The organism is Saccharopolyspora phatthalungensis (genome assembly GCF_014203395.1).
Lineage (GTDB): Bacteria > Actinomycetota > Actinomycetes > Mycobacteriales > Pseudonocardiaceae > Saccharopolyspora > Saccharopolyspora phatthalungensis.
The window spans coordinates 163,137-188,536 of the sequence record NZ_JACHIW010000002.1; the positions used below are offsets into that span (position 1 = coordinate 163,137).

At 67.6% G+C, this 25,400-nt stretch carries 26 protein-coding genes and 1 tRNA gene; 20 read left to right on the top strand and 7 right to left on the bottom strand.

The features are described 5' to 3' along the window. Nucleotides 1-91: 91 nt before the first annotated feature. Complete coding sequence (locus tag BJ970_RS27645) at nucleotides 92-1,096, top strand: NADP-dependent oxidoreductase (protein ID WP_184729711.1); 1,005 nt, start codon at nucleotides 92-94, stop codon at nucleotides 1,094-1,096. A gap of 4 nt (nucleotides 1,097-1,100) precedes the next feature. Here BJ970_RS27645 and BJ970_RS27650 read toward each other — a convergent pair whose 3' ends face one another. From BJ970_RS27650 to BJ970_RS27670, 5 genes are all read right to left on the bottom strand, one after another. Then, nucleotides 1,101-1,865, bottom strand: a complete 765-nt coding sequence (locus tag BJ970_RS27650) for a TetR/AcrR family transcriptional regulator (RefSeq protein WP_184729713.1) — start codon at nucleotides 1,863-1,865, stop codon at nucleotides 1,101-1,103. Between the two features lie 67 nt (nucleotides 1,866-1,932). Continuing rightward, the gene (locus BJ970_RS27655; protein ID WP_184729714.1) at nucleotides 1,933-2,733 is read right to left on the bottom strand and encodes an SDR family oxidoreductase; all 801 of its coding nucleotides are present in this window, start codon (nucleotides 2,731-2,733) and stop codon (nucleotides 1,933-1,935) included. A gap of 51 nt (nucleotides 2,734-2,784) precedes the next feature. After that, nucleotides 2,785-3,432, bottom strand: a complete 648-nt coding sequence (locus BJ970_RS27660; protein WP_184729716.1) for a hypothetical protein — start codon at nucleotides 3,430-3,432, stop codon at nucleotides 2,785-2,787. A gap of 164 nt (nucleotides 3,433-3,596) precedes the next feature. After that, a complete protein-coding gene (locus tag BJ970_RS27665) occupies nucleotides 3,597-4,565 on the bottom strand; it encodes a formylglycine-generating enzyme family protein (RefSeq protein ID WP_376775138.1) in 969 nt (322 codons plus the stop codon). Between the two features lie 332 nt (nucleotides 4,566-4,897). Continuing rightward, a complete protein-coding gene (locus BJ970_RS27670) occupies nucleotides 4,898-5,053 on the bottom strand; it encodes a hypothetical protein (RefSeq protein ID WP_184729718.1) in 156 nt (51 codons plus the stop codon). Nucleotides 5,054-5,243: 190 nt separating this feature from the next. Here BJ970_RS27670 and BJ970_RS27675 point away from each other — a divergent pair, with 190 nt between their 5' ends. The 3 genes from BJ970_RS27675 to BJ970_RS27685 all read left to right on the top strand — a co-directional run bounded on the left by BJ970_RS27675 (nucleotide 5,244) and on the right by BJ970_RS27685 (nucleotide 7,574). After that, complete coding sequence (locus tag BJ970_RS27675; protein ID WP_184729720.1) at nucleotides 5,244-5,627, top strand: DUF5313 family protein; 384 nt, start codon at nucleotides 5,244-5,246, stop codon at nucleotides 5,625-5,627. Nucleotides 5,628-5,633: 6 nt separating this feature from the next. Further along, nucleotides 5,634-7,022, top strand: a complete 1,389-nt coding sequence (locus BJ970_RS27680) for an NAD(P)/FAD-dependent oxidoreductase (RefSeq protein WP_184729722.1) — start codon at nucleotides 5,634-5,636, stop codon at nucleotides 7,020-7,022. Between the two features lie 108 nt (nucleotides 7,023-7,130). After that, on the top strand, nucleotides 7,131-7,574 hold the full coding sequence (locus BJ970_RS27685; protein WP_184729724.1) for an SRPBCC family protein: 444 nt from the start codon (nucleotides 7,131-7,133) through the stop codon (nucleotides 7,572-7,574). 662 nt (nucleotides 7,575-8,236) lie between these two features. Here the strand turns inward: BJ970_RS27685 and BJ970_RS27690 are convergent. Then, a tRNA-Arg gene (locus BJ970_RS27690) sits at nucleotides 8,237-8,323 on the bottom strand. A 327-nt stretch (nucleotides 8,324-8,650) separates the two neighbouring features. Here BJ970_RS27690 and BJ970_RS27695 point away from each other — a divergent pair. The 7 genes from BJ970_RS27695 to BJ970_RS27725 all read left to right on the top strand — a co-directional run bounded on the left by BJ970_RS27695 (nucleotide 8,651) and on the right by BJ970_RS27725 (nucleotide 17,283). Continuing rightward, the gene (locus BJ970_RS27695; RefSeq protein WP_184729727.1) at nucleotides 8,651-10,417 is read left to right on the top strand and encodes a B12-binding domain-containing radical SAM protein; all 1,767 of its coding nucleotides are present in this window, start codon (nucleotides 8,651-8,653) and stop codon (nucleotides 10,415-10,417) included. Between the two features lie 354 nt (nucleotides 10,418-10,771). Next, on the top strand, nucleotides 10,772-11,614 hold the full coding sequence (locus BJ970_RS27700; protein ID WP_184729729.1) for a nitrilase-related carbon-nitrogen hydrolase: 843 nt from the start codon (nucleotides 10,772-10,774) through the stop codon (nucleotides 11,612-11,614). An 11-nt stretch (nucleotides 11,615-11,625) separates the two neighbouring features. After that, nucleotides 11,626-12,924, top strand: a complete 1,299-nt coding sequence (locus BJ970_RS27705; RefSeq protein WP_184729731.1) for an aspartate aminotransferase family protein — start codon at nucleotides 11,626-11,628, stop codon at nucleotides 12,922-12,924. Further along, complete coding sequence (gene hydA / locus BJ970_RS27710) at nucleotides 12,921-14,321, top strand: dihydropyrimidinase (protein ID WP_184729733.1); 1,401 nt, start codon at nucleotides 12,921-12,923, stop codon at nucleotides 14,319-14,321. Before BJ970_RS27705 ends, hydA begins: the two co-directional genes overlap by 4 nt. Before the next feature lie 17 nt (nucleotides 14,322-14,338). Further along, a complete protein-coding gene (locus tag BJ970_RS27715; protein ID WP_184729734.1) occupies nucleotides 14,339-15,337 on the top strand; it encodes a TIGR03842 family LLM class F420-dependent oxidoreductase in 999 nt (332 codons plus the stop codon). Nucleotides 15,338-15,454: 117 nt separating this feature from the next. Beyond that, nucleotides 15,455-16,813: a uracil-xanthine permease family protein gene (locus BJ970_RS27720; RefSeq protein ID WP_184729736.1), complete on the top strand. Its 1,359-nt coding sequence runs from the start codon at nucleotides 15,455-15,457 to the stop codon at nucleotides 16,811-16,813. Nucleotides 16,814-16,902: 89 nt separating this feature from the next. Continuing rightward, nucleotides 16,903-17,283, top strand: a complete 381-nt coding sequence (locus BJ970_RS27725) for a VOC family protein (protein WP_184729738.1) — start codon at nucleotides 16,903-16,905, stop codon at nucleotides 17,281-17,283. 7 nt (nucleotides 17,284-17,290) lie between these two features. Here BJ970_RS27725 and BJ970_RS27730 read toward each other — a convergent pair whose 3' ends face one another. Beyond that, on the bottom strand, nucleotides 17,291-17,944 hold the full coding sequence (locus BJ970_RS27730; protein ID WP_184729740.1) for a TetR/AcrR family transcriptional regulator: 654 nt from the start codon (nucleotides 17,942-17,944) through the stop codon (nucleotides 17,291-17,293). 163 nt (nucleotides 17,945-18,107) lie between these two features. On the opposite strand from BJ970_RS27730, the gene BJ970_RS27735 reads away from it, so the two are divergent. From BJ970_RS27735 to BJ970_RS27770, 9 genes are all read left to right on the top strand, one after another. Continuing rightward, on the top strand, nucleotides 18,108-19,313 hold the full coding sequence (locus tag BJ970_RS27735) for a cytochrome P450 (RefSeq protein ID WP_184729742.1): 1,206 nt from the start codon (nucleotides 18,108-18,110) through the stop codon (nucleotides 19,311-19,313). A gap of 12 nt (nucleotides 19,314-19,325) precedes the next feature. Then, complete coding sequence (locus BJ970_RS27740; protein ID WP_184729744.1) at nucleotides 19,326-19,526, top strand: ferredoxin; 201 nt, start codon at nucleotides 19,326-19,328, stop codon at nucleotides 19,524-19,526. A gap of 88 nt (nucleotides 19,527-19,614) precedes the next feature. Then, on the top strand, nucleotides 19,615-20,427 hold the full coding sequence (locus BJ970_RS27745) for an SAM-dependent methyltransferase (protein ID WP_184729746.1): 813 nt from the start codon (nucleotides 19,615-19,617) through the stop codon (nucleotides 20,425-20,427). Nucleotides 20,428-20,866: 439 nt separating this feature from the next. Further along, the gene (locus BJ970_RS27750) at nucleotides 20,867-21,016 is read left to right on the top strand and encodes a hypothetical protein (protein ID WP_184732636.1); all 150 of its coding nucleotides are present in this window, start codon (nucleotides 20,867-20,869) and stop codon (nucleotides 21,014-21,016) included. A gap of 385 nt (nucleotides 21,017-21,401) precedes the next feature. Next, nucleotides 21,402-21,995, top strand: a complete 594-nt coding sequence (locus BJ970_RS27755; RefSeq protein ID WP_184732312.1) for a class I SAM-dependent methyltransferase — start codon at nucleotides 21,402-21,404, stop codon at nucleotides 21,993-21,995. A gap of 155 nt (nucleotides 21,996-22,150) precedes the next feature. Next, nucleotides 22,151-23,380: a helix-turn-helix domain-containing protein gene (locus tag BJ970_RS27760; RefSeq protein ID WP_184729748.1), complete on the top strand. Its 1,230-nt coding sequence runs from the start codon at nucleotides 22,151-22,153 to the stop codon at nucleotides 23,378-23,380. A 178-nt stretch (nucleotides 23,381-23,558) separates the two neighbouring features. Then, nucleotides 23,559-23,975: a hypothetical protein gene (locus BJ970_RS27765; RefSeq protein ID WP_184729750.1), complete on the top strand. Its 417-nt coding sequence runs from the start codon at nucleotides 23,559-23,561 to the stop codon at nucleotides 23,973-23,975. A gap of 117 nt (nucleotides 23,976-24,092) precedes the next feature. Beyond that, nucleotides 24,093-24,215: a hypothetical protein gene (locus tag BJ970_RS39080; RefSeq protein ID WP_281399637.1), complete on the top strand. Its 123-nt coding sequence runs from the start codon at nucleotides 24,093-24,095 to the stop codon at nucleotides 24,213-24,215. After that, nucleotides 24,212-25,363: a methyltransferase domain-containing protein gene (locus BJ970_RS27770; RefSeq protein WP_184729752.1), complete on the top strand. Its 1,152-nt coding sequence runs from the start codon at nucleotides 24,212-24,214 to the stop codon at nucleotides 25,361-25,363. Before BJ970_RS39080 ends, BJ970_RS27770 begins: the two co-directional genes overlap by 4 nt. Nucleotides 25,364-25,400: the final 37 nt, after the last annotated feature.

Sequence of the window (25,400 nt, forward strand, 5' to 3'; positions counted from 1 at the left end):
CCAGACAACGACATAAGTCACAGAACGTCATTTGGCAGTGACTGACACTTTGTGTATCGTCGGCGTCGACCGCACCTGCGAAGGAGCAAAAATGAGCAAGGGCCTGGAAATCCGGCTCGCGTCGCGCCCGAAGGGCTGGCCGACGCTGGAGAACTTCGACATCGTCGAGGTCGAGGCACCGCAGCCCGGCGACGGGGAACTGCTGGTCCGCAACCTGCTGATGAGTGTCGACCCCTACATGCGGGGCCGAATGAGCGCGGCCAAGTCCTACACCCCGCCCTACGAGATCGGCAAGGCGATGGAGGGCGGCGCGGTCGGCGAGGTGGTCGCCTCCAACGCCGAGGGTTTCCAGCCCGGCGACATCGTGCGGCACCTTCGGGGCTGGCGCGACTACGCGGTGGTCGGCGCGAAACAGGCCACCAAGGTCGACCCGCAGGCGGCGCCGCTGAGCACCTACCTCTACGTGCTCGGCATGCCCGGCATGACGGCCTATGTCGGACTGGTCGATGTCGCCGAGCAGAAGGAGGGCGACGTGGTGTTCATCTCCGGCGCGGCCGGAGCGGTGGGCTCGCTGGCCGGGCAGATCGCCAAGCTGCGCGGGGCGTCCAGGGTGATCGGCAGCGCCGGATCCGCTGAGAAGGTCCGCTACCTCCTCGACGAGGTGGGCTTCGACGCCGCGTTCAACTACCACGACGGCCCGGTCGCCGAGCAGCTCAACGCCGCCGCGCCGGATGGCATCGACGTCTACTTCGACAACGTCGGCGGCGAGCACCTGGAGGCCGCGATCGACGCGCTCAACGACTTCGGCCGGGTCGCCGAGTGCGGCATGATCTCGCAGTACAACATCGCCGAGCCGGAGCCCGGTCCGAGAAACATGTTCATGCTGGTCGCCAAGCGCCTGAGGCTGGAGGGCTTCATCGTCGGCGACCGCGCACACCTCAAGGACCAGTTCGTCGCCGAGGTCGGCGGCTGGCTGCGCGAAGGCAAGATCAATTATCGGGAGACGGTTGTCGACGGATTGCGCAACGCCCCGGAAGCCTTCCTCGGGCTCATGCGCGGCGACAACATCGGCAAGATGCTGGTGAAAATCGCCTGACGGCTCAGCGGCGGTGTGCGACAAAGGCTTCGATGCCGTCCAGGATCCGCTGGAGGCCGAATTCGAAGGCGTGCTCGGGGTTGTGCGCTGAGCCGTGGGCCTGGCCGGCGGCGGAGCCGACGCGGGCGGCGGTCGGGAAGCGCTGCGGGTCGAGGAGCCGGCCGAGCAGCGGGGCGTGCGCGCGCCACCACTGCTCGTCGGTCATCCCGCTGCGCTGCTCGACCTGCGCCATCTCCACCGACCGGCGGGCGGTGGCCTCGGCATGGCCCAGCACCAGGCTCAACAGCGAGTCCATCTCGACGTCGGCGAGCCCCAGGCCCGCGACCGCGCCCAGTTCGTAGTCGTACTTGGCGATCGCGTTCGGACCGAGCACCGCTCGTCCGGCGGCCACCTGCAACATCCACGGATGCCGGTGGTACAGCGCCCAGTTCTCGTGCGCGACCTGCGCCAGCCTGGTCCGCCAGTCGGTCGCGGGTTCGGCGCGGTTGGTCTCGCCGTAGACGGTGTCGAGCATGACGTCGATCAGCTCGGCCTTGCCCGGCACGTAGGTGTACAGCGACATCGTGCCGACGCCCAGGTGGTCGGCGACCCGCCGCATCGACAGCGCACCCAGTCCGTCGGCATCGGCGATCTCGATCCCGGCCCGCACGATGCGGTCCACGCCGAGGTCCGACCGCCCCTTGCGGCCGCTGCTCGGCCCGTCCTTGGTCCGCCACAGCAGCGCCAGGCTGCGCGCCGGATCACCGCCGCCGCTGTACTCGGTCGCCATCGCACCTGCCTCCGTACCCCGTACGCCCTAGATCGTAGGAGGGCGGTCGGCGACGAGCGGACGGCGGTCATTCGGCGGGATGGGAACCCAGCCACTCCGCCCAGGTGGTCTTGCCGCGCCTGGCGCCGGGACACGTCATGTCGGTGACGATCCGGCGAAGCCGCTTGGGCGCGGGAACATTGAGCACCGGGCGATCGCGACCACGGACGCGCTGCCAGGTCCGCAACGCGTCGCGGAGGGTCAGCACCTCCGGGCCGCCGAAGTCCTCCCGCCGGTGCCCGGCACCGTTGCCGATGCATTCGACGAGGTATTCGGCGAAATCGCGGGTGTCGACGGGCTGGGTGGGCAGCGCTCCCGGCAGCGGCAGCACGGGCAGACGGGTGGCCCGGTTGAACATCCGGTCGAGCAGCCAGTGGAACTGGGTTGCGCGCGCGATGGACCACGGCACGTCGGCGACGCTGACGAGTTCTTCGGCCGTGTGCTTGAGGCGCAGGTAAGGCATGGCCGGCCGGTCCACGCCCACGATGGAGACGTACAGGAAGTGGCGGACCCGGGCCGCTGCGGCGGCTTCGAGCAACCGGCTGGTGCCGTCGACGTCGACGTCCGGCGGGCTGCGCCAGAAGTCGACCGGATGCATGAAGCCGCGCTGCGCGGTCGGGGAGTAAGTGGCCGCGTGCACCACGGTGTGTGCGTCGGCCACGGTTTCGGCGACTCCTTCGCCGGTGGTCAGGTCGCCCCGCACCCATTCCAGTCCGGGATCGGTGCCGGGGCGGCGCGCCAGGATTCGCACCCGGTGCGTGGGTTTGAGCAGGCGCACCAGTTCGCGCCCGAGGTGTCCGGTCCCGCCGGTGATCGCGACTGTGTCCATATCGGCACCCCCCGGATCAACTGTCCCACCGGGGTGCCGGGACTGCGATGATTACTGCTCCAGAAGCGGTCCGGTGAGGCCGCCGAGGACACCGCCGACCCCGGGCAGCAGGCCCGGACGCGTCGGCCCGGGGTTCCTGGGCGCAGTGGGCTCCGGCTCGGACGCCGACGGGGGAGCGGAGTCGCTGGGCTTGTCGGACGGCTGCGGTGTCTCGGTCGGCTGCGCGGGTTCGGCAGGCTGCTGCGTCTCGGTCGGCTGCGCTGTCGGGGTCGGCTTCGGTTGCGAGGGTTCCGGAAGAGCCGAGGTCCGCTCGGTCGGCTTGGACGCTTTCGTGGTTTCCGGGGCCTGGGTCGCCGCCGGACGTTCGGTGGTCGGCTTGGCGTGGGAGGTGGTCGGGGCCGGGGTTTCGATCGCAACCAGGCGCGGTCCCGACGCCGGCACGTCCAGGTTCGGTACGGTCGCCGTGACCTGCGGCGCGAGGAACTGTGCGGCCGGCTGCGCAGCCGCCTGTGGGGCCGGTCCAGGGGCCGAAGGCAGCGTGTCGGTGCCGTGGGAGGCACTGCTGACCGCGATGACGGTGAGGAACATCGCGACCGCGTAGCCGATCACGCGTGGGGGAGTGGCGTGCTGCCAGGTCTTGGGTTCCACCCGCCGGTGGCGGCCCCGCGTGCGGGTTCCCGGCAACGACGACTTGCCCACTTCTTCTCACCCCACCTGTTGGCCCTCGGGTCCGTAAACACACACCGCCGTCACTCGAACGAGTGACGGAAGCAGGTCGAACCATACGCCATGGCCGATTCGGGCCGCCAGCCCCCCGAGGTCGCCTCTCGCGAGATCATCACAGGTCAGCGGGGGTGAGTCGATCAGCCGTCGGTGACGATGCGGAAGCCGAGGTTGCCGCTGGAGCTGTCGGGAGTGTTGCTGGTGCGGGCGCCGACGCGGTACCGGTTGCAGTAGGAGTGGTGGCACAGGTACGAGCCGCCGCGCATCACTTTCGCACTGCCGTCGGCGGGGCCGGTCGGGTTGGCGGCCGGGGCCGGATCGTGCTCGGCTGTCCACCAGTCGGCGCACCATTCCCAGACGTTCCCGGCGACGTTGTAGAGCCCATAACCGTTGGGTTCGAAGGCGTCAACCGGCGCCGTGCCGCGATGGCCGTCCTCGGCGGTGTTCTTCACCGGGAACTGACCCTGCCAGATGTTGCACATGTGCTGGCCATCCGGCGTGAGTTCGTCGCCCCATGGGTAGCGGCTGCGCGCCAGCCCGCCGCGCGCGGCGTACTCCCACTCGGCCTCGGTCGGCAGCCGCGTGCCGGACCACTGGCAGTAGGCCAGCGCGTCGTGCCAGGAGATGTGCACCGCGGGGTGATCCAACCGGTCCGCCACGGTGGAACCGGGGCCTTCCGGGGCACGCCAGAACGCCCCCTCGACCCCGCACCACCACGGCGTCTGCTGTGGGCGGGGAGAGATCTTGCGCACCCTGCCGGGCAAGAACCCGGCGAAGACGTAGGACCAACCGAACCGCTCCGCCTCGGTGACGTATCCGGTCGCATCGACGAACTCGGCGAACCCGGAGTTGGTCACCGCGTGCACGGCGACCCGAAACGGTGCCAGCTCGACCTGCCGGATCGGCCCCTCGCCGTCGTCGACGAAGCCGTCCGCGTCGTCGGTGCCCATCTCGAACACCCCGCCGGGCAATGGCACGAACTCGGCCGAGGTGGCCGTTCGTGCGGTTCCGGATGCGATCGGTGCGGGTTGCGCGGATTCGCCGGAATCGGCCGGACCTAGATCGGCCCGGCTTGCGCCGCAGCAACCGGAGTGTTCGAAAACTGTCACGTCACCACCGTAGACCGCGCGGGGTAGCGCCGGTGCGGCCTGTCGGCCGAGCCGGTGCGTCCGCTTCGACCGCATCACGTTGGCCGGGTGGGTTGACCGCCCTGACGAGGTCGGGCCCGCCCGTACCACGGCGAGGCGCGGCCGGCCGCGTTCGGCCGCCAGTATCAGACGGCCCGATCCGGCGGCGCAGTCCGAAGTGGACGTTCTGGCCGCCGGGTGCTGCCGACCGGCCGCACCGCCCGACGCTGACGGACAGTGAACTCGCCCCTGCCTGTCGTCCGGAAACAGCAACGGCCTCGCCCGCGGGCGAGGCCGAAGTCCACTCTGGACGATCAGCGATGACCGAGCAGGCGGATGTCCTGCCGCAACTGCACCACGACATTCTTCAGGCTGCGGCGACTCAGCGAATCCTTGCCGTCCAGCACATCGGTGAACATGACCGCACCCAGGATCAGTACCAACAACAAAGCAACAACGACGACGAACACGTTAACTCACCCCTTCTGTCCAGAACATCGATCAACGGCGGCGTTCGTTACCGGTGTCGTTCAGGTGCGGTGTGTGACGCATGTTTCAGTCGGGAACGGGTGCAGCGCCGGGCGCCTAGGATGATGTTGTCGTCGAGGTCCGGCCGAATGGGCGGCTCCGACCGAAACCCGCGAAGACTAGCCTGGAGAGATGGCGACCAACCGACCCAATCCGGCGCAATGGGTCTGGTACGCCTTCGGGGGCAAGCTGCCGGACCGGTGCGCGGAGTGGGTCCTGCACGACGTCACCTGCCCCACCTGGGTGCTGCGCCACCTGGCCCGCGCGCTGACCCAGTTGGCGCCGTTCTGTGCACTCGTGCTGTTGCCCGGGCCGCTGTGGATCCGGGTGTCCTCGATCCTGCTGGGCCTGTTCGTCGGGGTGTTCTACTCGGTCTGCTACATGGGCGAGACCGCCGAGCACCGCGCCATCAAGCACGGCTTCCCGCCCGGTGTCGCGCGAGACACGCGAGAACTGCGCCGCGACGTCCAGCGCGCCGCCAAGCACGGCGTCGGCTATCGGCCGTGGTGGGAGTAGCGCCGGATGAGCCAGGTCGACGTGTCGCTGGCCGATGCCGAAGTCTCCGTGTACTGGTTGGATCGTGCCGACCGACCGCCGCCACGAGAACCGCTGTCCGGTGCCGACCGCGCGGATCTCGTGGTGGTCGGTGGCGGTTTCACCGGGCTGTGGGCGGCGCTCCTGGCCAAGCAGCAGCGCCCGGACCACGACGTGCTGCTGCTCGAAGCGAACCGGTTGGGGTACGGCGGCAGCGGGCGCAACGGCGGTTTCGTGTCGGAATCCCTGACGCACGGCCTCGCCCACGGCGCGTTGTCGTGGCCGCGGGAGATCGACCAGTTGGTGCGGTTGGGGCGGGAGAACCTGCGGGCGATCGAGAAGTTCGTGCTCGCGGAGGGCATCGAGGCGGACTTCCGGTTGTGCGGCAGGACCAGCGTCGCCACCGAGCCGCACGAGGTCGGCGAGCTCAGCGACGAAGCCGCGCTGTATCGCGGACACGGGATGGCGGCGCGCTTCCTGGGCGCAGGCGGCGTTCGGTCGGACCTGAATTCGCCGACGTACCGGGCGGGCTTGCGGCTACCGGACGCGGGGGGCCTCGTCGACCCGGCGCGGCTTACCTGGGGACTCGCCGCGACGGCGCAGCGCCTCGGCGTGCGCATCCACGAGGGCAGTCCGGTACGCGGGCTGCACCGCGGTTCCGGGGTGCTGCTCAAGACACCACAAGGGACGGTGCGGGCCGACGGGGTGGTGCTGGGGACCAACGCGTTCCCGGCGCCGCTGCGCTCGATTCGGCGACGTGTGCTGCCGATCTGGGACTACGTCCTGGTCACCGAGCCGCTGTCGGCGCAGCAGTGGCGCTCGCTGGGGTGGCGGGACCGGCAGGGCATCACCGACGGCGCCAACCGCTTCCACTACTACCGGCCGACACCGGACGGCCGAATCCTGTGGGGTGGCTACGACGCGGTGTACTACTTTGGCGGGCGCACCGATCCGGCACTGGCCCGCAATGACGCCGCGCACCACGGACTGGCGCGAAACTTCTTCCGCACGTTTCCCCAGTTGGAGGGGCTGCGCTTCGCCTATCGCTGGGGTGGTCCGATCGACTCCACGACCCGGTTCACGCCGGTGTTCGGTTGCGACCGGGCGATCGCCTACGCGGTCGGCTACACGGGGCTCGGCGTGGCGGCATCCCGCTTCGGCGCCCAGACCGCGCTGGACCTGTTGTGGGGCGAGGACACCGAACGAACCCGGCTGCGCATGGTGCGGGACAAGCCGATGCCGTTCCCGCCGGAACCCCTGCGCTGGCCGCTGGTGCAGTTCACCCGCCGAGCCCTCGCGCACGCCGATGCGAACCAGGGCCGCCGGGGCCGTTGGCTTTGCTACCTCGACGGTCGCGGAATCGGCCTCGGCAGCTGACGCGGGCAACTGCTTGGCCCTCGAAAGGGTGGCGCTGGTTCCGGATGGGGCCTGTCGTGCTGGTGAGATGGGTGGTGCAGTGGACCTGTCGGTTTTTGGAGGGATGGCATGGGCAAGGTAACGGCCAGGGCGGAACGCCGGATCGACGCATCCGCGGAGAAGGTGCGGACGATCGTCGCCGACTACGCGGAGAGCAGGCCGAAGATCTTCACCGAGCACTACCGAGACTACGCAGTCGTCGAAGGCGGCACCGGGGCGGGCACAACGGCGACCTGGAAGCTCCAGGCGACGTCCAAGCGGGTGCGCGACGTCAGGGCGGTCGTGACCGAGCCGGAGCCGGGCACGTTCGTCGAGACCGATGCGAACTCCAGCATGGTGACGACCTGGACGGTGCGCGAGGCCAACGGCGGCTCCATCGTGCGGATCGAGACGATTTGGGACGGCGCGACCGGAATCGGCGGGTTCTTCGAGCGGACCTTCGCCCCGGGCGGCCTCAAGCGCATCTACTTGGGGGTTCTGGACAATTTGGACGCGCTCGTCAAGCAGTCGTGACGATCTCGTGAGTGGTTATTCCGGTTCGTACGAGATTAACCACTCACGACCCACAGGCGCGGTTCAGGTCAGCGAACGCGCTGGATTCGTGCGGTCGCGGTCGACGTGGCCACGGGCTTGCCGTCGGGTCGGACGAGTTCATCGGCGAGGAAACAGATCTCGTTGCCGCGCTGCACGATTCGTCCCTGCCTCCGCTGAACAGGACACCACCGACAGCCCCAACAAGCCCGTAACCCCGCCCAGCGGCCGTGGCGATTTCGTGCGAAATCGTTCATGCGCTGGGCTGCCGATGCATTGCAGAGTTCTCCGCAGCGTGGGTTGGGCTCTGCCTGCGGTTCCAGGATCTTGCCAAATAGGCGCGCTTTGCGGTGGAGCTCCGCGACCCCGTCCACGGGCGGTGGTCGTCGTTGGTCATTCTTGGGACTCGGATGCCGCCGGGCGCACTGGCAGCCGCAGCCTGCACAGTACGTTCCGTGGCAGTTGGTGCAGTATGAGCTTCCGGGCTCCCGTCGAGGATAATTGTGCAATCCACCCGGAAGAGCGCATCGCAATCGGCGAAGTATCGAACGCCGCCAACCTGCTGCGCCGCATGGAATATGCCAACGGGCACGGTTCCGAAACACTGCTCGACGAGCAGGATTCGGGAATCATCGGCGATGCAGTGCCGGGGGAAGGGTTCGAACCTTCACGTCCCATGGGGACACCCGACTACGAAGGTCGGATGCGTCTGCCAATTCCGCCACCCCGGCTTAAACCTGATGCACTGACGTTAACAGAAGCTTGGCCGCAAGGAAAGAGAAATCCGGAGCCGGCAAAGGGAACTCCACATTTGGGCCATCGGCATTCCTTCCTCCGGTGCCGTCGGCGCAACGTTTTGACCTTCTTTGCCCATTGACAAAACCGAGATAGAGCCGGATGATTCGCGGAGTAGGCCGATTGTGTAGCGCGCTTGCAGTGGCACTAGTGAGCCGTTAACGTGGATTCCGGCGTTTCTGCAGGGGCAGGGGAATCCAGTGAACACAAATCGCACGGTGTACCTGACGTATCCTCCGAGCTCCAGCATCTGGCATCTACCGATGGGCATTGCCTATCTCGCCGGCGTGTTGGAACAACGCGGCCATCACGTGGTGCAGCACTACGGCCATATCGATGGGGTCGAGCACATTCTCAAACGTCACGGCGGCGAGGATGTCGACCGATCGTTGCGCACGGTCCGCGATCCGGCTGCCTCGATCCTGGATCGGCACGACGCACGCATGGTCTTCGAAAAAGCCTCGGCGAGCGTGTCCTCGGCCGCCGAAGCCTTCGTTGTCGAACGGAACAACGTGCGATACGACTCCCGCCACTTCAAGGGACGCGTCGGCGAGTTGCGATGGGCGCTGGAACATCGCGAGGAGCACGTCTTCTACGACTACTTCATCGAAGTCGAACTGCCGCGGATCCAGGCGGCCGCACCTGATGTCGTCGGTATCAGCGTCGCGGACGAGCGGCAACTGGTGAGCGCCTGCGTGCTCGCCACCCTCGTCCGGGAGCAGGCGCCGCAGGTGCGTCTGATCATGGGTGGCAACTACTGGGCGCGAACCCTAGACGCTTACCGCGACCCAGAATTCGCCGCCCTGTTCGACCATTGGGACGCCATTGTTTACGCCGAGGGTTTCCAGCCCGTGGTCGATTTGGCCGAAGGTGCCGATACGGCCACTGTACCTGGAGTCGTATGGCGTGACCGCGACCGGGTGCGCGTCAATCCCCGAATCCCGACACCGGCCGATTACGAGGACCTTCCCACTCCGGTGTTCGACGTGGGAATCCGCCAGTGGAGCCCGGATTTCGTGCCCCCGCTCTACACGATGTCCAACTGCCCGATGCGGTGCGGATTCTGCTCCATCTCGGCCGGTAGCGACACCTTTCTTCACAAGCCCCGGATAATGTCGGAACGCCGTGTCGCCGAACACATCGCCGCGCTGGGAGTCGCCCGCGTCGACTTCGTCGACGAGTACCTGCCCATTACTCGGCAACTGAAGATCGGGCGCGAGCTGGCACGTATCGGGCACGCCGCCACCTGGCAATGCTATCTGACGGCCAGCGATCAATTGCTCAAGCCGTACGTGTGCCAAACACTTTTCGAGGCCGGCTGTCGCGCCGTGCAACTGGGGCTGGAGTCGCTTGATCCGGCAACGCTGCGGCAGGAAGCGAAGCCCTGGAATCATCCCAGGAACTACGGTCGGATCCTCAAGAACCTGAGCGATGCCGGAATCCAGGTCCACGTTTTCATCATCGTCGGAGCGCCTGGTGAACCGATCAACCGCTCCCTGCACTGGCTGTCATTCCTCGAAGAATTCGGCGACCATATTCTGACCATCAAGTCCGGCCGCTACCGGCTGACCCGGCGCGCCCCGGATGAACATGCCGCCACCAACCAACAGCTGGCCGGAATAGAGGTGCCCGGTGGGGATACCCAAACGCTGAACCTCAACCGGGACCAGTACCGGTACACCACACACGGTCTGAGCCGGAAACGAGTCGAGGCGATGCGCGATCTGCTGGAGGAAGCCTGCCGTCGCCACTGGGCCTACCAGATCACCTCGACGCTGCCATGGTGGATCAACCGCGGCCGGTACACGCTGCCGCAGCTGCGTGCCGCGGCCGACCTGCTCCGCGACCACCGCGCCAGCGAACCGTCCATCCCGGCCAGTCACCTCAAACGTGGACTGTCCAAGATCACCACTGCGGTGCACGACGAGCTGGGGCTGCGCATAGCTCCCACCTCATACGAGGACGTGCGCGACCTGGCTGCCCAACTACGCGCCCGGGACGAGACGTCAAGCGAGCCGCAACGGGTCTGAGTAAGTCGTTGATGAGGCGTTGCCGGCCTGCCACGGCGCTCGCGGATTGCCGTAGTCCGGGCTGGGCCGCTGCTCACGGGCTCGTGTCGGGGTGAATCAGCAGAGTGTCCGACAAGCCGGTGCTTCGCCTGTTCGAAGGAATTCGAGCGACGGGGCGCCGGTGTTCTTCCGGCATCCTCGCATGCCCGGGCCGTGCGGTGGTTCCCGCCGACCCGAAAGGGAACGCTGGGTGATCGAGTGATCATTGCGCGTGGTGGACTCTGGTCATACCTTCGGTTGACGGGCCGACCGGCTCGTCGTGGTCGCCCTCCGAACATCGTCTGCGGGGGCGTTGCCGACCGAAGGGGTGCAGCCATGTCCAACATCGTTCGTGCGGCGCTGGTCCAGGCGAAGTGGACCGGCGACACCGCCTCGATGGTCGACCAGCACGAGAAGCACGCCCGCGCGGCGGCGGACCAGGGCGCCGGAATCATCGGTTTCCAGGAGGTCTTCAACGCGCCGTACTTCTGCCAGGTGCAGGAGTCCGAGCACTACCGCTGGGCCGAACCGGTGCCGGACGGGCCGACCACGCAACGGATGTGCGCGCTGGCGCGGGAGCTCGGGATGGTGATCGTCGTTCCGGTCTACGAGATCGACGGCCCCGGCTTCTACTACAACACCGCCGCCGTGATCGACGCCGACGGCAGTTACCTCGGCAAGTACCGCAAGCACCACCTGCCGCACCTGCCGGGGTTCTGGGAGAAGTACTACTTCCGGCCCGGCAACCTCGGCTGGCCGGTGTTCAACACCGCCGTCGGCCGGGTCGGCGTGTACATCTGCTACGACCGGCACTTCCCGGAAGGCTGGCGGGCGCTCGGGCTGGCCGGCGCGCAGCTGGTCTACAACCCGTCGGCGACCAGCCGAGGGCTCTCGTCCTACCTGTGGAAGCTGGAGCAGCCCGCCGCGGCGGTGGCCAACGAGTACTTCATCGCGGCGATCAACCGGGTCGGTGTCGAGGAGTACGGCGACAACGACTTCTACGGCACGAGCTACTTCGTCGACCCGTACGGGCAGTTCGTCGGCGAACCCGCCAGCGACGCCGACGAGGAACTCGTGGTGCGCGATCTGGACTTCGACGTGATCGACGAGGTCCGCCGGAAGTGGGCGTTCTACCGCGACCGCCGCCCCGACGCCTACCGCCCGCTGATCGAGCCGTGAGAGGAGCGACGATGCCGAGCACGCACACCGAGCTGACCAAGCGGCACCGCGCTGTGCTGCCGGACTGGCTTGCGCTGTACTACGACGAGCCGATCGACATCGATCGCGGTGCGGGGCGGCACGTCTGGGACGCCGAGGGCAACCGTTACCTGGACTTCTTCGGCGGAATCCTGACGACGATCACCGCGCACGCGCTGCCCGAGGTGACCGCGGCGGTCAGCGCGCAGGCGGGCAAGATCCTGCACACCTCGACGCTGTACCTGAACCGCCCGATGATCGAGCTCGCCGAGCGGATCGCTGGGTTGTCCGGCATCGAGGACCCGCGGGTGTTCTTCACCACCAGCGGCACCGAGGCCAACGACACCGCGCTACTGCTGGCCACGGGATACCGCGCATCGAACCAGGTGCTGGCGCTGCGCAACAGCTACCACGGCCGGTCGTTTTCGGCGCTGGCGGTGACCGGGAACCGCAGCTGGTCGCCAACCAGCCTCTCCCCGGTGCAGACCGCTTACGTGCACGGCAGCCGCCGGCGCGGCACCCCGTTGGCCGACCTGGCCGACGAGGAGTTCACCGCCGCGTGCGTGTCGGATCTGGAGGACGTGCTCGGGCAGCTGCACGGCAACGTCGCCTGCATGATCGCCGAGCCGATCCAGGGTGTCGGCGGGTTCGCCACGCCGCCCGACGGTCTGTTCGCGCGCTTCAAGGAGGTCCTCGACCGGCACGGCATCCTGTGGATCAGCGATGAGGTGCAGACCGGTTGGGGGCGCACCGGTGAACACTTCTGGGGCTGGCAGGCCCACGACGCCAACGGGAAGCCGGACATCGTCACCTTCGCCAAGGGCGTCGGCAACGGCCTGTCGGTCGGCGGCGTCGTCGCCCGCGCCGAGATCATGAACAGCATCGGGGCGCAGTCGCTGTCCACTTTCGGCGGCAGCCCGGTCACCGCCGCCGGCGCGCTGGCCAACCTCGACTACCTCATCGGCCACGATCTACCGGGCAATGCCGCCCGCGTCGGCGCGGTGCTGCGCAAGCAACTCGACGCTGCGCTCGGCCGGATTCCGGCGGTCGTCGACGTGCGGGGCAAGGGCTTGATGATCGGTGTCGAGCTGGCACACGCGGACGGCACGGCTGCGCCGGAGATCGCCGCGGAGGTGCTCGAAGAGTCCCGGCGGCACGGTTTGCTCCTGGGCAAGGGCGGGCTGGAGGGCAACGTCCTGCGCATCGCGCCACCGCTGAGCCTCACCGAGTCCGAGGCGCGCGAAGGCGGCCGGATCCTGTTGGCAGCGCTGGAGAAAGCGGGGCAGCGATGAGCCGCACGATCATCCGTGGTGGTCTGGTGATCACCGCGACCGAAGAAATCCGCGCGGACGTGCTCATCGACGGCGAGCACGTCGCCGCGATCGCCGCGCCCGCGGCCGCCGAGCAGTGGCTTGCCACCACGGACACCGTGATCGACGCGACCGGGCACTACGTCATCCCGGGCGGTGTCGACGGGCACACGCATATGCAGATGCCCTTCGGCGGGACTTTCGCCTCGGACACCTTCGAGACCGGGACCCGGGCCGCCGCGTGGGGCGGCACCACCACGATCGTCGACTTCGCGATCCAGCCGGTCGGCGGCTCCCCGCGCGAAGGGCTGGACGCCTGGCACGCCAAGGCCGACGGGCAGTGCGCGATCGACTACGGCTTCCACATGATCCTCTCCGACGTCGGCGACGAGGCGTTGAAGGAGATGGACGCGCTGATCGGCGAGGGCATCACCAGCTTCAAGATGTTCATGGCCTACCCAGGCGTGTTCTACAGCGACGACGGGCAGATCCTGCGTGCCATGCAGCAGGCGGCCGACAACGGCGCGCTGACGATGATGCACGCCGAGAACGGCATCGCCATCGACGTGCTGGTGCAGCAGGCGTTGGCCGCCGGGCGTACCGACCCGAAATTCCACGGGCAGGTCCGGCATCCGCTGCTGGAGGCCGAGGCGACGCACCGGGCGATCCAGCTGGCCAGGGTGGCCGGTGCGCCGCTTTACGTCGTGCATGTCTCGGCCGCCGAGGCCGTCGCCGAGATCACCCAGGCCCGCGACAACGGGCTCAACGTCTTCGCCGAAACCTGCCCGCAGTACCTGTTCCTCACGATCGACGACCTGGCCCGGCCGGAATTCGAGGGCTCGAAGTACGTCTGTTCGACGCCGCTGCGGCAGGTCGAGCACCAGGCGAACCTCTGGCAGGCGTTGCGCACCAACGACCTGTCGGTGGTCTCAACCGACCACTGCCCGTTCTGCTTCAAGGATCAGAAGGAACTCGGACGCGGCGATTTCTCGAAGATCCCCAACGGCATCCCAGGCGTGGAGAACCGGATCGACCTGCTGCACCAGGCGGTGGTTGAGGGACGCATCAGCCGCCGTCGGTGGATCGAGCTGGCCTGCACCACTCCGGCCCGCATGTTCGGCCTGCACCCGCGCAAGGGCACCATCGCGCCCGGTGGCGACGCCGACATCGTGATCTACGACCCGCGCGCCGAGCACGTGCTCTCGGCCGAGACGCACCACATGAACGTCGACTACAACGCCTACGAGGGCAAGCGGCTCACCGGCCAGGCCCGCACCGTGCTGTCCCGCGGCGAGGTAGTCGTCGACGCCGGAAGCTACACCGGCCGCGCCGGGCACGGCCGGTTCCTGCCACGCGACACCTGCCAATACCTGATCTGAGCGGCTTAGGGGCGACCATGGACTTCGGACTCGTTTTGCAAACCGATCCACCGGCCTGGTCCGTGGTGGACCGGATGCGCCGGGCAGAGCGGCTGGGTTTCAGCCACGGCTGGACCTTCGATTCGTGCGTGCTGTGGCAGGAGCCGTTCGTCATTCACAGCCAGATCCTCGCCGCCACCGAGCGGCTGATCGTCGGCCCGATGGTGACCAACCCGGCCACCCGCGACTGGACGGTCACGGCCTCGACCTTCGCCACGCTCAACGACATGTTCGGGCCGCGCACGGTGTGCGGCATCGGTCGGGGTGACTCGGCGGTGCGGGTCACCGGCGGCAGGCCGACCACGCTGGCCACGCTCGAACAGGCCATGCGCGTGATCAAGGAGCTGGCCGAGGGGCGGGAGGTGCAATTGCACGGAACCCCGGTGCGGTTGCCGTGGGTGCGCGACGGTCGGCTGCCGATCTGGATGGGGGCCTACGGGCCGAAGGCGCTGGAGCTCGTCGGTCGGCTGGCGGACGGCTTCGTGCTGCAGCTCGCCGACCCGTTCCTGACGCGTTGGATGGTCGACCACGTCCGGCAGGCGGCCCGCGATGCCGGCCGCGACCCGGCGTCGATCACGGTGTGCGCGGCGGCCCCCGCCTACCTCGGCGATGACATCGACCACGCCCGCGCGCAGTGCCGCTGGTTCGGCGGCATGGTCGGCAACCACGTCGCCGACCTAGTCGCCCGCTACGGCGACACCGCCGAAGCGGTGCCCGCCGCGCTCACCGACTACATCAAGGGACGGCAGGGCTACGACTACTCGCACCACGGCCGGGCCGACAACCCCAGCACGGAGTTCGTGCCGGACGAGATCGTGGACCGCTTCTGCGTGCTCGGCCCCGCCGAAGCGCATGTGGCCAAGCTGAAAGAACTCAGAGACGCCGGAGTCGACCAGTTCGCGATCTACGCCATGCACGACGCCCTGGATTCCACTGTGGACGCCTACGGCGAATCCATCATCCCCGCCATGTCCTGAGCACTGCTCCCGGACGTCACGGCATTCCGGCCGGCGGTGATCACGCGCCCGGCGGGTTTGTAGAGTTCCGCCGGAAGTGGCAGCCCCGGTCGGCGGGGTGGAACGGGAAGGGGTGCCATGCGGCAGGGACTCGGCGCGAAGCAGGGACTCGGTGCGAAACTCGGTATCGGCTGGAAACTGCACGGGGACGGCACCACGCCCCGGCCCGGCGAGGCGGTAGCCCCGAACGAACGGTTGTCCTGGGGGCGCACCATCGGGCTCGGCGCCCAGCACGTGGTGGCCATGTTCGGCGCCACTTTCGTCTTCCCGGTCCTGATGGGCCTGGACCCGAACTTGGCGATCATGGTTTCGGGAGTGGCAACCGTCCTGTTTCTGTTGATCGTGCAGGGCAAGATCCCCAGCTACCTGGGTAGCAGCGCCTCCTTCGTGGGCGCGGTGACGGTCATCCGGGCCGGCGGCGGGGACACCTCGACGGTCACCGGCGCGATCCTGGTGTGCGCCCTGGTGCTGGCCGCCATCGGGTTGGTCATTCACTTCGTCGGCGCGCAGGTGGTGCACCGGCTGCTGCCACCCGCGGTCTCCGGTGCGGTGGTGATGCTGATCGGCTTCAACCTCGCCCCTGTGGTAGCCGAGACCTACTGGCCGCAGGACCAGTGGATCGCGCTGATCACGATGGCCGTCGTGCTCGGCTGCAGCGTGTTGCTGCGCGGATTCTGGTCCCGGATCGCGGTGTTCCTGGGGCTGGTCGTCGGCTACGGTCTGTCGTGGCTGTTCGACCGGGGCTTCGGCCCGATCACCGCGCCGGACGCCAACGGCCACGTCAGCACGCACTTCCGGCTCGACCTCGGCGGTGTCGCGGACGCCAGCTGGTTCGGCTTGCCCGCACTGCACGCGCCGTCGTTCGATGCGGCGGCGATCATCGTCGTGCTCCCCGCGGTGATCGCGCTGATCGCCGAGAACACCGGGCACGTCAAGGCCGTCGAGGAGATGACCGGCGCCAAGCTGGATGGCAGCCTCGGGCGGGCGATCTTCGCCGACGGGTTCGCCAGCACCCTCTCCAGCGCCGTGGGCGGCCCGCCCACCACCACCTACGCCGAGAACATCGGCGTTATGGCCGCCACCCGGGTGTACTCCACCGCGGCCTACTGGGTGGCGGCGATCGTGGCGATCCTGTTCGGGTTATGCCCCAAGTTCGGCGCCGTGATCGCGGCGACGCCTGGCGGTGTGCTCGGCGGCATCACCGTGGTGCTCTACGGCATGATCGGCCTGCTGGGCGCCAAGATCTGGGTGGAGAACCGGGTCGACTTCGGTGACCCGGTCAACCTGCTGCCGCTGGCCGCTGGGCTCGTGGTCGGCATCGGCGGGGTTTCGCTGAATATCACCGCGCAGTTCAGCCTTGGCGGGATCGCTCTGGGCACCCTGGTCACGCTGCTCGGCTACCACGTGCTGCGGGTGCTGGTGCCCAAGGGTCGGTGATCGGCTCGGCTCCTGCCGTTGATCGTCAGTGCGGGTGCGGCGGGCAGGCCTTACGTTCGCAGACGACGACCGGAGTCGAGGAGGCCGCCATGCTGCGCCCCGTGCACTTCGAGGTCCACGTCGCGGACGTGGATCGTGCCCGCGAGTTCTACTCCACGGTGTTCGGCTGGCGGTTCCAGCAGTGGGAGCAAAACCGGTACTGGTTGATCTTCACGGGTGCTGGCCCGGGCATCGATGGCGGCCTGCTGCCCCGGAAGGGCCCGGAACCCTCCGACGAAACGCCGGTCGCGGCGTTCGTGACGACCATGGAGGTGGATGACATTGAGGGAATGCTTTCGACCGTGGAGTCCGCCGGTGGCCGGGTGGAGATGCCGAAGACGGCGCTGACCGGCATGGGATGGGTGGCTTACTGCCGGGACACCGAGGGCAACATCTTCGGCATGTTCCAGGCCGACGACATGGCGAGCTGACGCCGGCTCACCGCTGCGCGCCGCGCACCACCGCGATGTCGGCGGCGGTCACCGGACGGCCGGGCAGGGGCGTGCCGGGCCGAGCCTGCAGGCCGTCGAGCATCAGCGTCAGGTAGCGGGCCGGGGCTTCGCTGCGGATGTCATCCGGGGCGCTGTGCACGCCTTGCAGCACGATGGACAGAATCACGCCGAGGTCGCCGCTGCTGACGTCCGGCCGCAGCGAGCCGTTCGCCTGGGCGGCGAGCACCAGCCCGTCCAGGATGTCCAGCAGTTCGTTGCGGGCCTGCTCGACTTCCGGGTCCGCGCCCAGAATTTTCCTGGCCCGCTGGGACAGCATGGAGAACCGGACCACCGTGCGCAGGTCGGCCGCGCGCAGCAGGAAATCGGTCAGCGCGCGCCACGGATCACAGTCGCGTCCGCCGATCGCCCGGGCTTCTTCGAGGACCCGCTGGAACACGTCTTGGCCGACGGCGCTGATCAGCGAGTCGCGGTCCGGGAAGCGCCGGTAGAGCGTGCCGGTCCCGACACCGGCGGCGCGGGCGATCTCCTCCATCGGAACCTCGGTGCCCCGCTCGGTGAAGACGGTTCGTGCCGCCGCGATGATTCGGTCGCGATTGCGGCGGGCATCGGCCCGCAGCCGTGGCGTGGCGTCGGTCGTCATGGTCCTCGCTTGTCGTGATCGGGCCGTGGCTAGAGCCCAGTTGGGGCTGGGTTGGGCGGATTGTCGCATGGTCTCCGCCCCAGTTAGGTGGACGAAATCCTTCCAGTTCGGTACAACCGGAAGGGAATCGTCCAGTTGTTCGCTCGGTGTTCAGGGAGTCACGATGCTCGATCCAGCCGTCGACCCAGCGGCCTACCCGAAGGTCCGCACCTGCCCGTTCGCGCACGAACCGGAATACGCCCGACTGCGGGCGGAAGCGCCGATCACGAAGGTCCCGATGGCGGGCGGTGGCACCGCTTGGCTGGTGACCCGGCACGACCTGGTCCGTCAGGTACTCGGCGATCCGCGGATGAGCTCCGATCGGCGCCGCCCCGGCTTTCCCCGGCTCTCAGCCAACCAGCGGCCCATCCCCAGCGTGGCCCCGCTGCTGGTCGGCATGGACCCGCCGGAGCACACCGAGGCCCGGCGGGCCGTGCTCGCGGAGTTCACCGTGCGGCGGATCGAGAAGATGCGCCCGCGCATCCAGCAGATCGTCGACGGTTGCATCGACGATATGCTCGCCGAAACGGGGCCGGTCGACCTCGTGCGGGCGCTGTCGCTGCCGGTGCCGTCGTTGGTGATCTGCGAGCTGCTCGGCGTGCCCTACGCCGACCACGACTTCTTCCAGGAACGGAGCAGCCTGATGCTGCGGAAGTCGACGCCGGTTGAGCAACGGGCCCACGCGGTCGAGGAACTCCAGTCGTATCTGGACCGGCTCGTGACGGGCAAGGAGCGGGAGATCACCGACGACTTGCTCGGCAGGCAGATCCGAAAGCAGCGCGAGATCGGCGAGGTCGACCACCACGCGCTGGTGGCGCTGGCCTTCCTGCTTCTGATCGCCGGGCACGAAACGACCGCGAACATGATCTCGCTGGGCACCCTGGCTTTGCTGGTGAACCCGCAGCTGCTGGCGGAGATCGTCGCCGACCCGACCAAGACCCCGTCGGCCGTCGAGGAATTGTTGCGCTACTTCACCATCGTCGAGGCCGCGACCTCCCGCGTCGCGCTGGAGGACGTCGAGATCGGGGGCGTGCTGATCCGGGCGGGGGAGGGCGTCGTCGCGTTAGGCACGTCGGCAAACCGGGACCCAGACGCCTTCGACCAGCCCGAAGAAATCGATATCAACCGCAGCGCCCGCCGCCACGTCGCGTTCGGCTTCGGCCCGCACCAGTGCCTGGGGCAGAATCTCGCGCGGCTGGAGCTGCAGATCGTCTTCGACACGTTGTTCCGGCGGCTGCCCGGGCTGCGATTGGACGCGGCGATCGACGACCTGCCGTTCAAATCCGATGCGAACGTCTACGGAATCTACGAAATGCCCGTGACCTGGTGAGAGGAGAGATCGATGCGGATCGAGGCGGACCTGGACCGGTGCGTCGGTGCGGGGCAGTGCGTGCTGACCGCGCCGACGCTGTTCGATCAGAACGACGAGGACGGCCGGGTGGTGGTGCTGGTGACCGAGGTGGACGACAGCGCGATTGCGGCGGCCCGGGAGGCAGTGCACGTGTGCCCGTCCGGGGCGTTGTCGCTGGTCGACGACCGGTGAGGGGCGACATTCAGTAGCCGATCGTGGGGTTGCGGACTGCCTTTTCATCCGGTGTGGTGAGGTGAATCACCGCCATCGGAGGTGCATCGTGGACACACGGTCGTGGTGGACACAGGGCGTCGACGTGACGAAACCCAGTTCGGCGCGCGTTTACGACGTGCACCTGGGGGGATCGCACAACTTCCAGGTCGACCGGGACCTGGCCGAGCAGGCGACCGAGTTGATGCCTTCACTGCCGGCGGTGCTCCGGGCGAACCGGTCGTTCCTGCGCCGGGTCGTCCGCCACCTCGCCGGTCGCGGCGTCCGCCAGTTCCTGGACCTCGGTTCGGGCATCCCGACGGTCGGCAACGTGCACGAGATCGCACAGCAGGCGGACCCGGACTGCCGGGTCGTCTACGTCGACTGCGATCTCGTCGCGGTCGCGCACAGCCAAGCCATCCTGCGCGGCAACGACCGCGCGATCGCGATCCGCGCCGACTTCCGGGACGCCGACTACGTGCTCGACCACTTCGAGGTGACGTCGATGCTGGATTTCGGCGAACCGATCGCGGCGCTGTTCCTCGCGGTCCTGCATTTCGTACCGAAGTCCGATGATCCGGTCGGCATTGTGTCGCACTACGTTGACCGGATGCCGGTCGGCAGTTACCTGGCCATCTCGCACGCGTGCAGCGACGACGTCCCGGAATCCACCCGGCAAGCCGCAGAGCTATACAGCCAACGCATCGGCGGCTTCTACCCGCGCCCGAAGGCGCAGATCGCGGCGATGTTCGGCGACCTGGACATGATCGAACCGGGCCTGGTGGACCTGACCGAGTGGCATCCGGACTCCCCGGAGTTGCTGCCCAGCGGCAAAGCCTGGACCGGCCCCGGCGGCGTGGCCCGGAAAAGCCAGCGCAGATAAGCAGCGGCGCCACCTCCCCCTCTCCTGGAGGTGGCGCCGCTTGGCGCGGTCAAACCGCCATGCGACAGCTTGGCGTTCCGGATCCGCGATTCACAGAGCATTAGGTCCCTGGACAGGGCTGCTTAACGATTCCTTGATCTTTCCCGCGGACGGTGGGTTGATCTCGTGCACCGCAGACCGGCCGGCGCGACTGGAGCCGGGGGAGGATTTTTCCCGTGCCGAAGTGGAGGGCGCCACCGGTGCCGAGTTGTGCGGATAGGCCAAGAGGGTGCGACGCACGACACCCCCAAGGTGCCTTTAATTTGCCCGAAACAAGGCCCTAGCATTGATTGCGTAAGCATTCGGTTCCCCAAACCTTCTTCCGTTCGTCTCGCCCTTTGTCGGCGGTGCCGTTGCGCGCGTGCGGAAGACGGGGAGGTTTGCAGAAGGGAGGCAAGAAGTGACAACGGTGTGGGTGGCCCTGGCGGCCGAGTCGGTGGTGCTGCTGGCGGTGGCTGGTGCGATGACCAGGTGGGCGCTGCGGCTGCAGGCGGGCACCCCGGACCAGGTGATCGAGCCGGTCGGCCCGGCGGCCGAGCGCCTCGTCTGAGGACGCGCGCGGACGGGCTTGGTCCCGCCCGGGAACAAGCCCGCGAATCTCGAACCGGCTATCGGGCGGCGAATGCAATCGCTGCCTGGCCGGTTTTCGTTACCCGAGTCCGGGCTCCTTTTCGATTGAATGCATCACGTCGATTCCGCTATTTGTCAAGCCCGGTTGTTTGCGCGGTTAACTAGTGCGCTGTCGTAGCGTGCCCGGCGGTGGCGGGACCCCCGCCAGGCGATGCCGCACATGTTCGTCGCGGCGTGCGCGGCGACAGATAGGGTGGGCCGGAACGACCGCACGCCGATCGGGAAGGGCATCCGTGACTCCAGTCGAACATTCCCGTGGTTCACAGCCGGGCGGTCCGGTGCTGCCCCGGTCGGGTGCCGGACCGATGCTGGCCAACTACCGGACGTTCATCGAACGCGCGGTGCGCAAGCCGAACCTGGTCGGTGCGGTCGCGCCGAGCTCGCCGAACCTGGCCCGTGAGATGGCGGCCGTGGTGCCGACCTCGGGTCGTCCGGTGGTCGTGGAACTGGGGCCCGGAACCGGCGCGCTCAGCGGCGCGATCGCCGGGCGGCTGCCCGCCGGCGGTCGTCAGGTGGCGATCGAGCTCGACTCCGGCATGGTCGAGTACCTGCGCGTCGAACTGCCCTGGCTGGAGGTCGTGCAGGGCGACGCCGCCCGGCTCGGCGAGCTGCTGGGCGATGCGGGCATCGATGCGGTGGACGCTGTCGTCAGCGGCCTACCGTGGTCGATCTTCCCGGCCAAGCTGCAGCAGGACATCCTGGACCAGGTCGGTGCGGTCCTCGCGCCCGGCGGCGCGTTCACGACGTTCGCCTATGTGCACGCGCTGGGCATGGCCGGCGCCCGCCAGTTCCGCCGCCGCCTGGACCTGAGCTTCGACGAGGTGCTGACCTCGCACACGGTGTGGCGCAACGTCCCGCCGGCCCGCATCTACGTCTGCCGCCGCCCCCGCCAGATCTGATCCCCAGGAGCGGAGTCGGCACCGCCCCCCGTCGTAGATCAACGCTGCCAGCCTGACATGGGATCTTCAGGCGAGGACTGGCCCACCGGGGAGTCCGGCTTGACATACTGGCCCGCAGCGACGCGCTCGTTGCCCAGTGGACGGGAGGCGATCACATGTCCGGCGACGCGATGAGCCTCGGCGAGCGGATCAAGCGCATCCGCATGCGACGGCAGCTCACCCGCGAGAAGTTCGCCGAGAAGGCAGATGTCAGCGTTGACCTGGTACGAAAGCTGGAACAAGGGGTCCGCCACACCGCCAGCATGAGTTCCCTCACCCGCATGGCAACCGCCCTTGATGTCGAGGTGGCTCAGCTTCTCGGCCAGTCGTCCACCGTCGAGCCGACCGTGGACACGGAGGCAACCGGAGTCCTTGCCATCCGGGACGCGCTGACCTCTCTTGCTTATTTTCCCGGCCTGGGCAGCTCGGAGATCGTAGCGGATGAGCCTCCGACAGTCGCGCACCTGCGATCGGCTCTAGCGCACTGCGAGAGAATCAGGAAGCAGGGCTCGTTCGCTCAGCTCGGCGCGATTCTTCCCGGTCTCATCGCCGAGGCGCATGGTGCGACGCGTGAGCTGACCGGCGATGACCAGGCTGCGGCCTTCGGGGTACTCAGCGAGGTATTCCAGGTCGCCTCAACCATGATGGCGGCTCTCGGGCAGACCAACATTGGCTATATCGGCCTGATCCGGGCGCAGGAGGCGGCACAGCGTGCCGGAGACGATCTGCTTCAAGCGATGAATGTGTCGTCGTTGTCTTGGGTCTTGTTCAAGCAGGGGCGCCTGAAGGATGCCGAGGAGGCAGCGGTTCGCAAAGCCGAGCAACTGCGGCCCGATTTTATCCACGATGGCGCGAGAAAGCTGGGCGTCTGGGGAGTACTCATGCTTCGGGCCGCAAGCGCGGCCGTCCGCAACAAGAAGCCGGATCGTGCGGAGGAATACCTGAGCCTCGCTCGCACCGCAGCGGCACGGATCGGCAGCGACCAGACGATCTGTTCGACACCGTTTGGCCCCACCAATGTCGGAATCGCCAGCGTGAACGCCGCGGTCGAGAGCGAACGCTTCGAAAACGCCCTCACTCTTGCCCGCTCGGTCTCGCTTCCCGGTAACGATTCCCTCTCCCCGACGTGGAAGGCTCGCTACCTGCTTGATCTGACCATCGCCTACAGCGGCCTGGACCGGGATCATGAGGCAACAGCGCAGCTTCTCAAGGCCGAGCGGTTGGCACCCGAGTGGATGCGCTACCACACGCTGACGCGCCAGACCGTGTACGAGCTTGCCGAGCGTGCCAAACGACGCCGAACACCGATCCAGGAACTCGCCGACCGGCTCGACATCCTCGACTGAGCCTTTATCGCACGTTCTGGCCCAGCTTTGGCATATCAGCACCGCAGACTGGGACATCCTGTCCTTGTCGGGATGAAAGACCGCGTAGATATCGCAATCGGCGTCGCTTCAGAGATTGCCTCTTGCCTGCCAAGGTCAAACTGCTCCTAAGAAAGCAACAGGTGAGGAGATCACAATCATGCGGTCGGGAGTCTTCAACGGCACCGAATCCTCTGTCATGGCCGGGGAAGCAATCAACATGACTGGTATTCCGGATCCTGGTGATCCAGGGCGGTGGTTGGTGCGGCCCTGGCCGGCGAATGCCAGTTTTTGTGAGGTGGTGCGGCATTTTTTGAATGCCTACGTGTGGCGGCTTCTGCAGGACACCGATGTTCGCCGTCAGCTTGACTATTTTTCAGGTTATCGGGCCGCGCTGGAAAACGCGCCGACGTACGAGCTGACGTGTGCTGCGGATTGGCAGTGGCGGGAGGAACTTCTGGCGGTGGTGGGGAGATGTGTGGATCTGTTTGAGGCGCAGCGTTGCGGCGAGCGGAAGGTGAATCTAGACCACCTGCGATTGCCGGAGCAGACCGCTCTGACGCTGGCTCCTGGGTGAACTTCCACAGTGGCTAGTGGCATGGGGTTGGCCCGGCGGATTCCACTCGCGTGGAGGTACATGCCTGACCAGCGCACACCGATAGTTATTTCGGAACCGCAAGGGAGACAGAGCAAGATGGGTAAGCACGACACCAACGTCGAGCGTGACGGTCATGGCGACTACGACCACACCAAAACCAAGCCGGTTGAGGAGTCCTCGGAGGGAACACATTCCAGTGATGACAAGGGTGGCGAATGAGCTCCCGCAGGTACCTGCCCACAGACCCGTGGACGAGCGAGGTACCCCGGGAACCCTTCATCCCGGACCGGATCTGGGTTTACAGCGAGCCGAACGGTGGGCGCGACCTCATCGAGATCAATCGGGTCACTGACCCGGAGCGCTGGTCCGCCGAGGTCGCCGCGAACGTCCCGATCATCACCCAGGTCAACATGGGCAAGCCGATCGAGCCCGGCGAGACCCTGGTCCCCACGTCATCCTGCTCCATGCCGTCGCTCGTAACCGACATGTTGGATGCCCTCGGTCCTCAGCCCGGCGACGGCATACTGGAGATCGGGGCAGGAACTGGGTGGAACGCCGCGCGCCTCGCCGTGCGCGTCGGGGGAGGCGGCCACGTCGTCACCGTCGAGGTGGACCCGGAACTGGCTGAAACCGCGCTGAAAAATCTCGCCGAGTTCGGCTCCACGGCGTGCGTAGTCACCGCTGACGGGCTCCAGGGGTGCGCCGAGGACGCGCCGTATGAGCGGATCATCGCCACGTGCGCGATCCGGGAACGAATCCCGGTAGCTTGGCTCGACCAGCTCTCACCGGGCGGGCGGATCATCGCGCCGTGGGGAACGGAGTTTTTCACTGGTTGCATGCTGACAGCCGACGCCGACGACGAAGGCTGTGTGACGGGCCGGTTCTCGGGTGATCTTGCGTTCATGCGCGCTCGATCACAGTTGCACGCGTTCTACGACTACGAACCCGCTGTCGAGGTCAAACGCTCCGCGCCGTGGGAGACCACCAGCCACACCGGGACCGAGACGCTCGATGCAGTCCTCGATCCGAGCCGGGCGCGGTTCGCCATCTCCACCCGCGTGCCGGACCTCGGGCTCACCATCGCGTGGGACCTATTCGGCGACCGCCACCACTCGATCGAACTCGACGACTGGGCAACGAAGTCGTGGGCGCAGCTCGCCGCGCACATGGACTCCGGCGAACCCTACGAGGTCCGACAGCATGGCCCCCGCCGGTTGTGGGATGAGATCGAGGCCGCGCTGACCTGGTGGCAGGACCATGACCAGCCGGGCATGGATCGCTTCGGGATCACCGCATGCCCGTCCGACGGTCGGCAATGGCTGTGGCTCGACGACCCGGATCACAGCATGCGGGTCCTTGTCCACTGAGCACTGAGGTCTGATGTGGATGGGCGGTCGCGGGAGG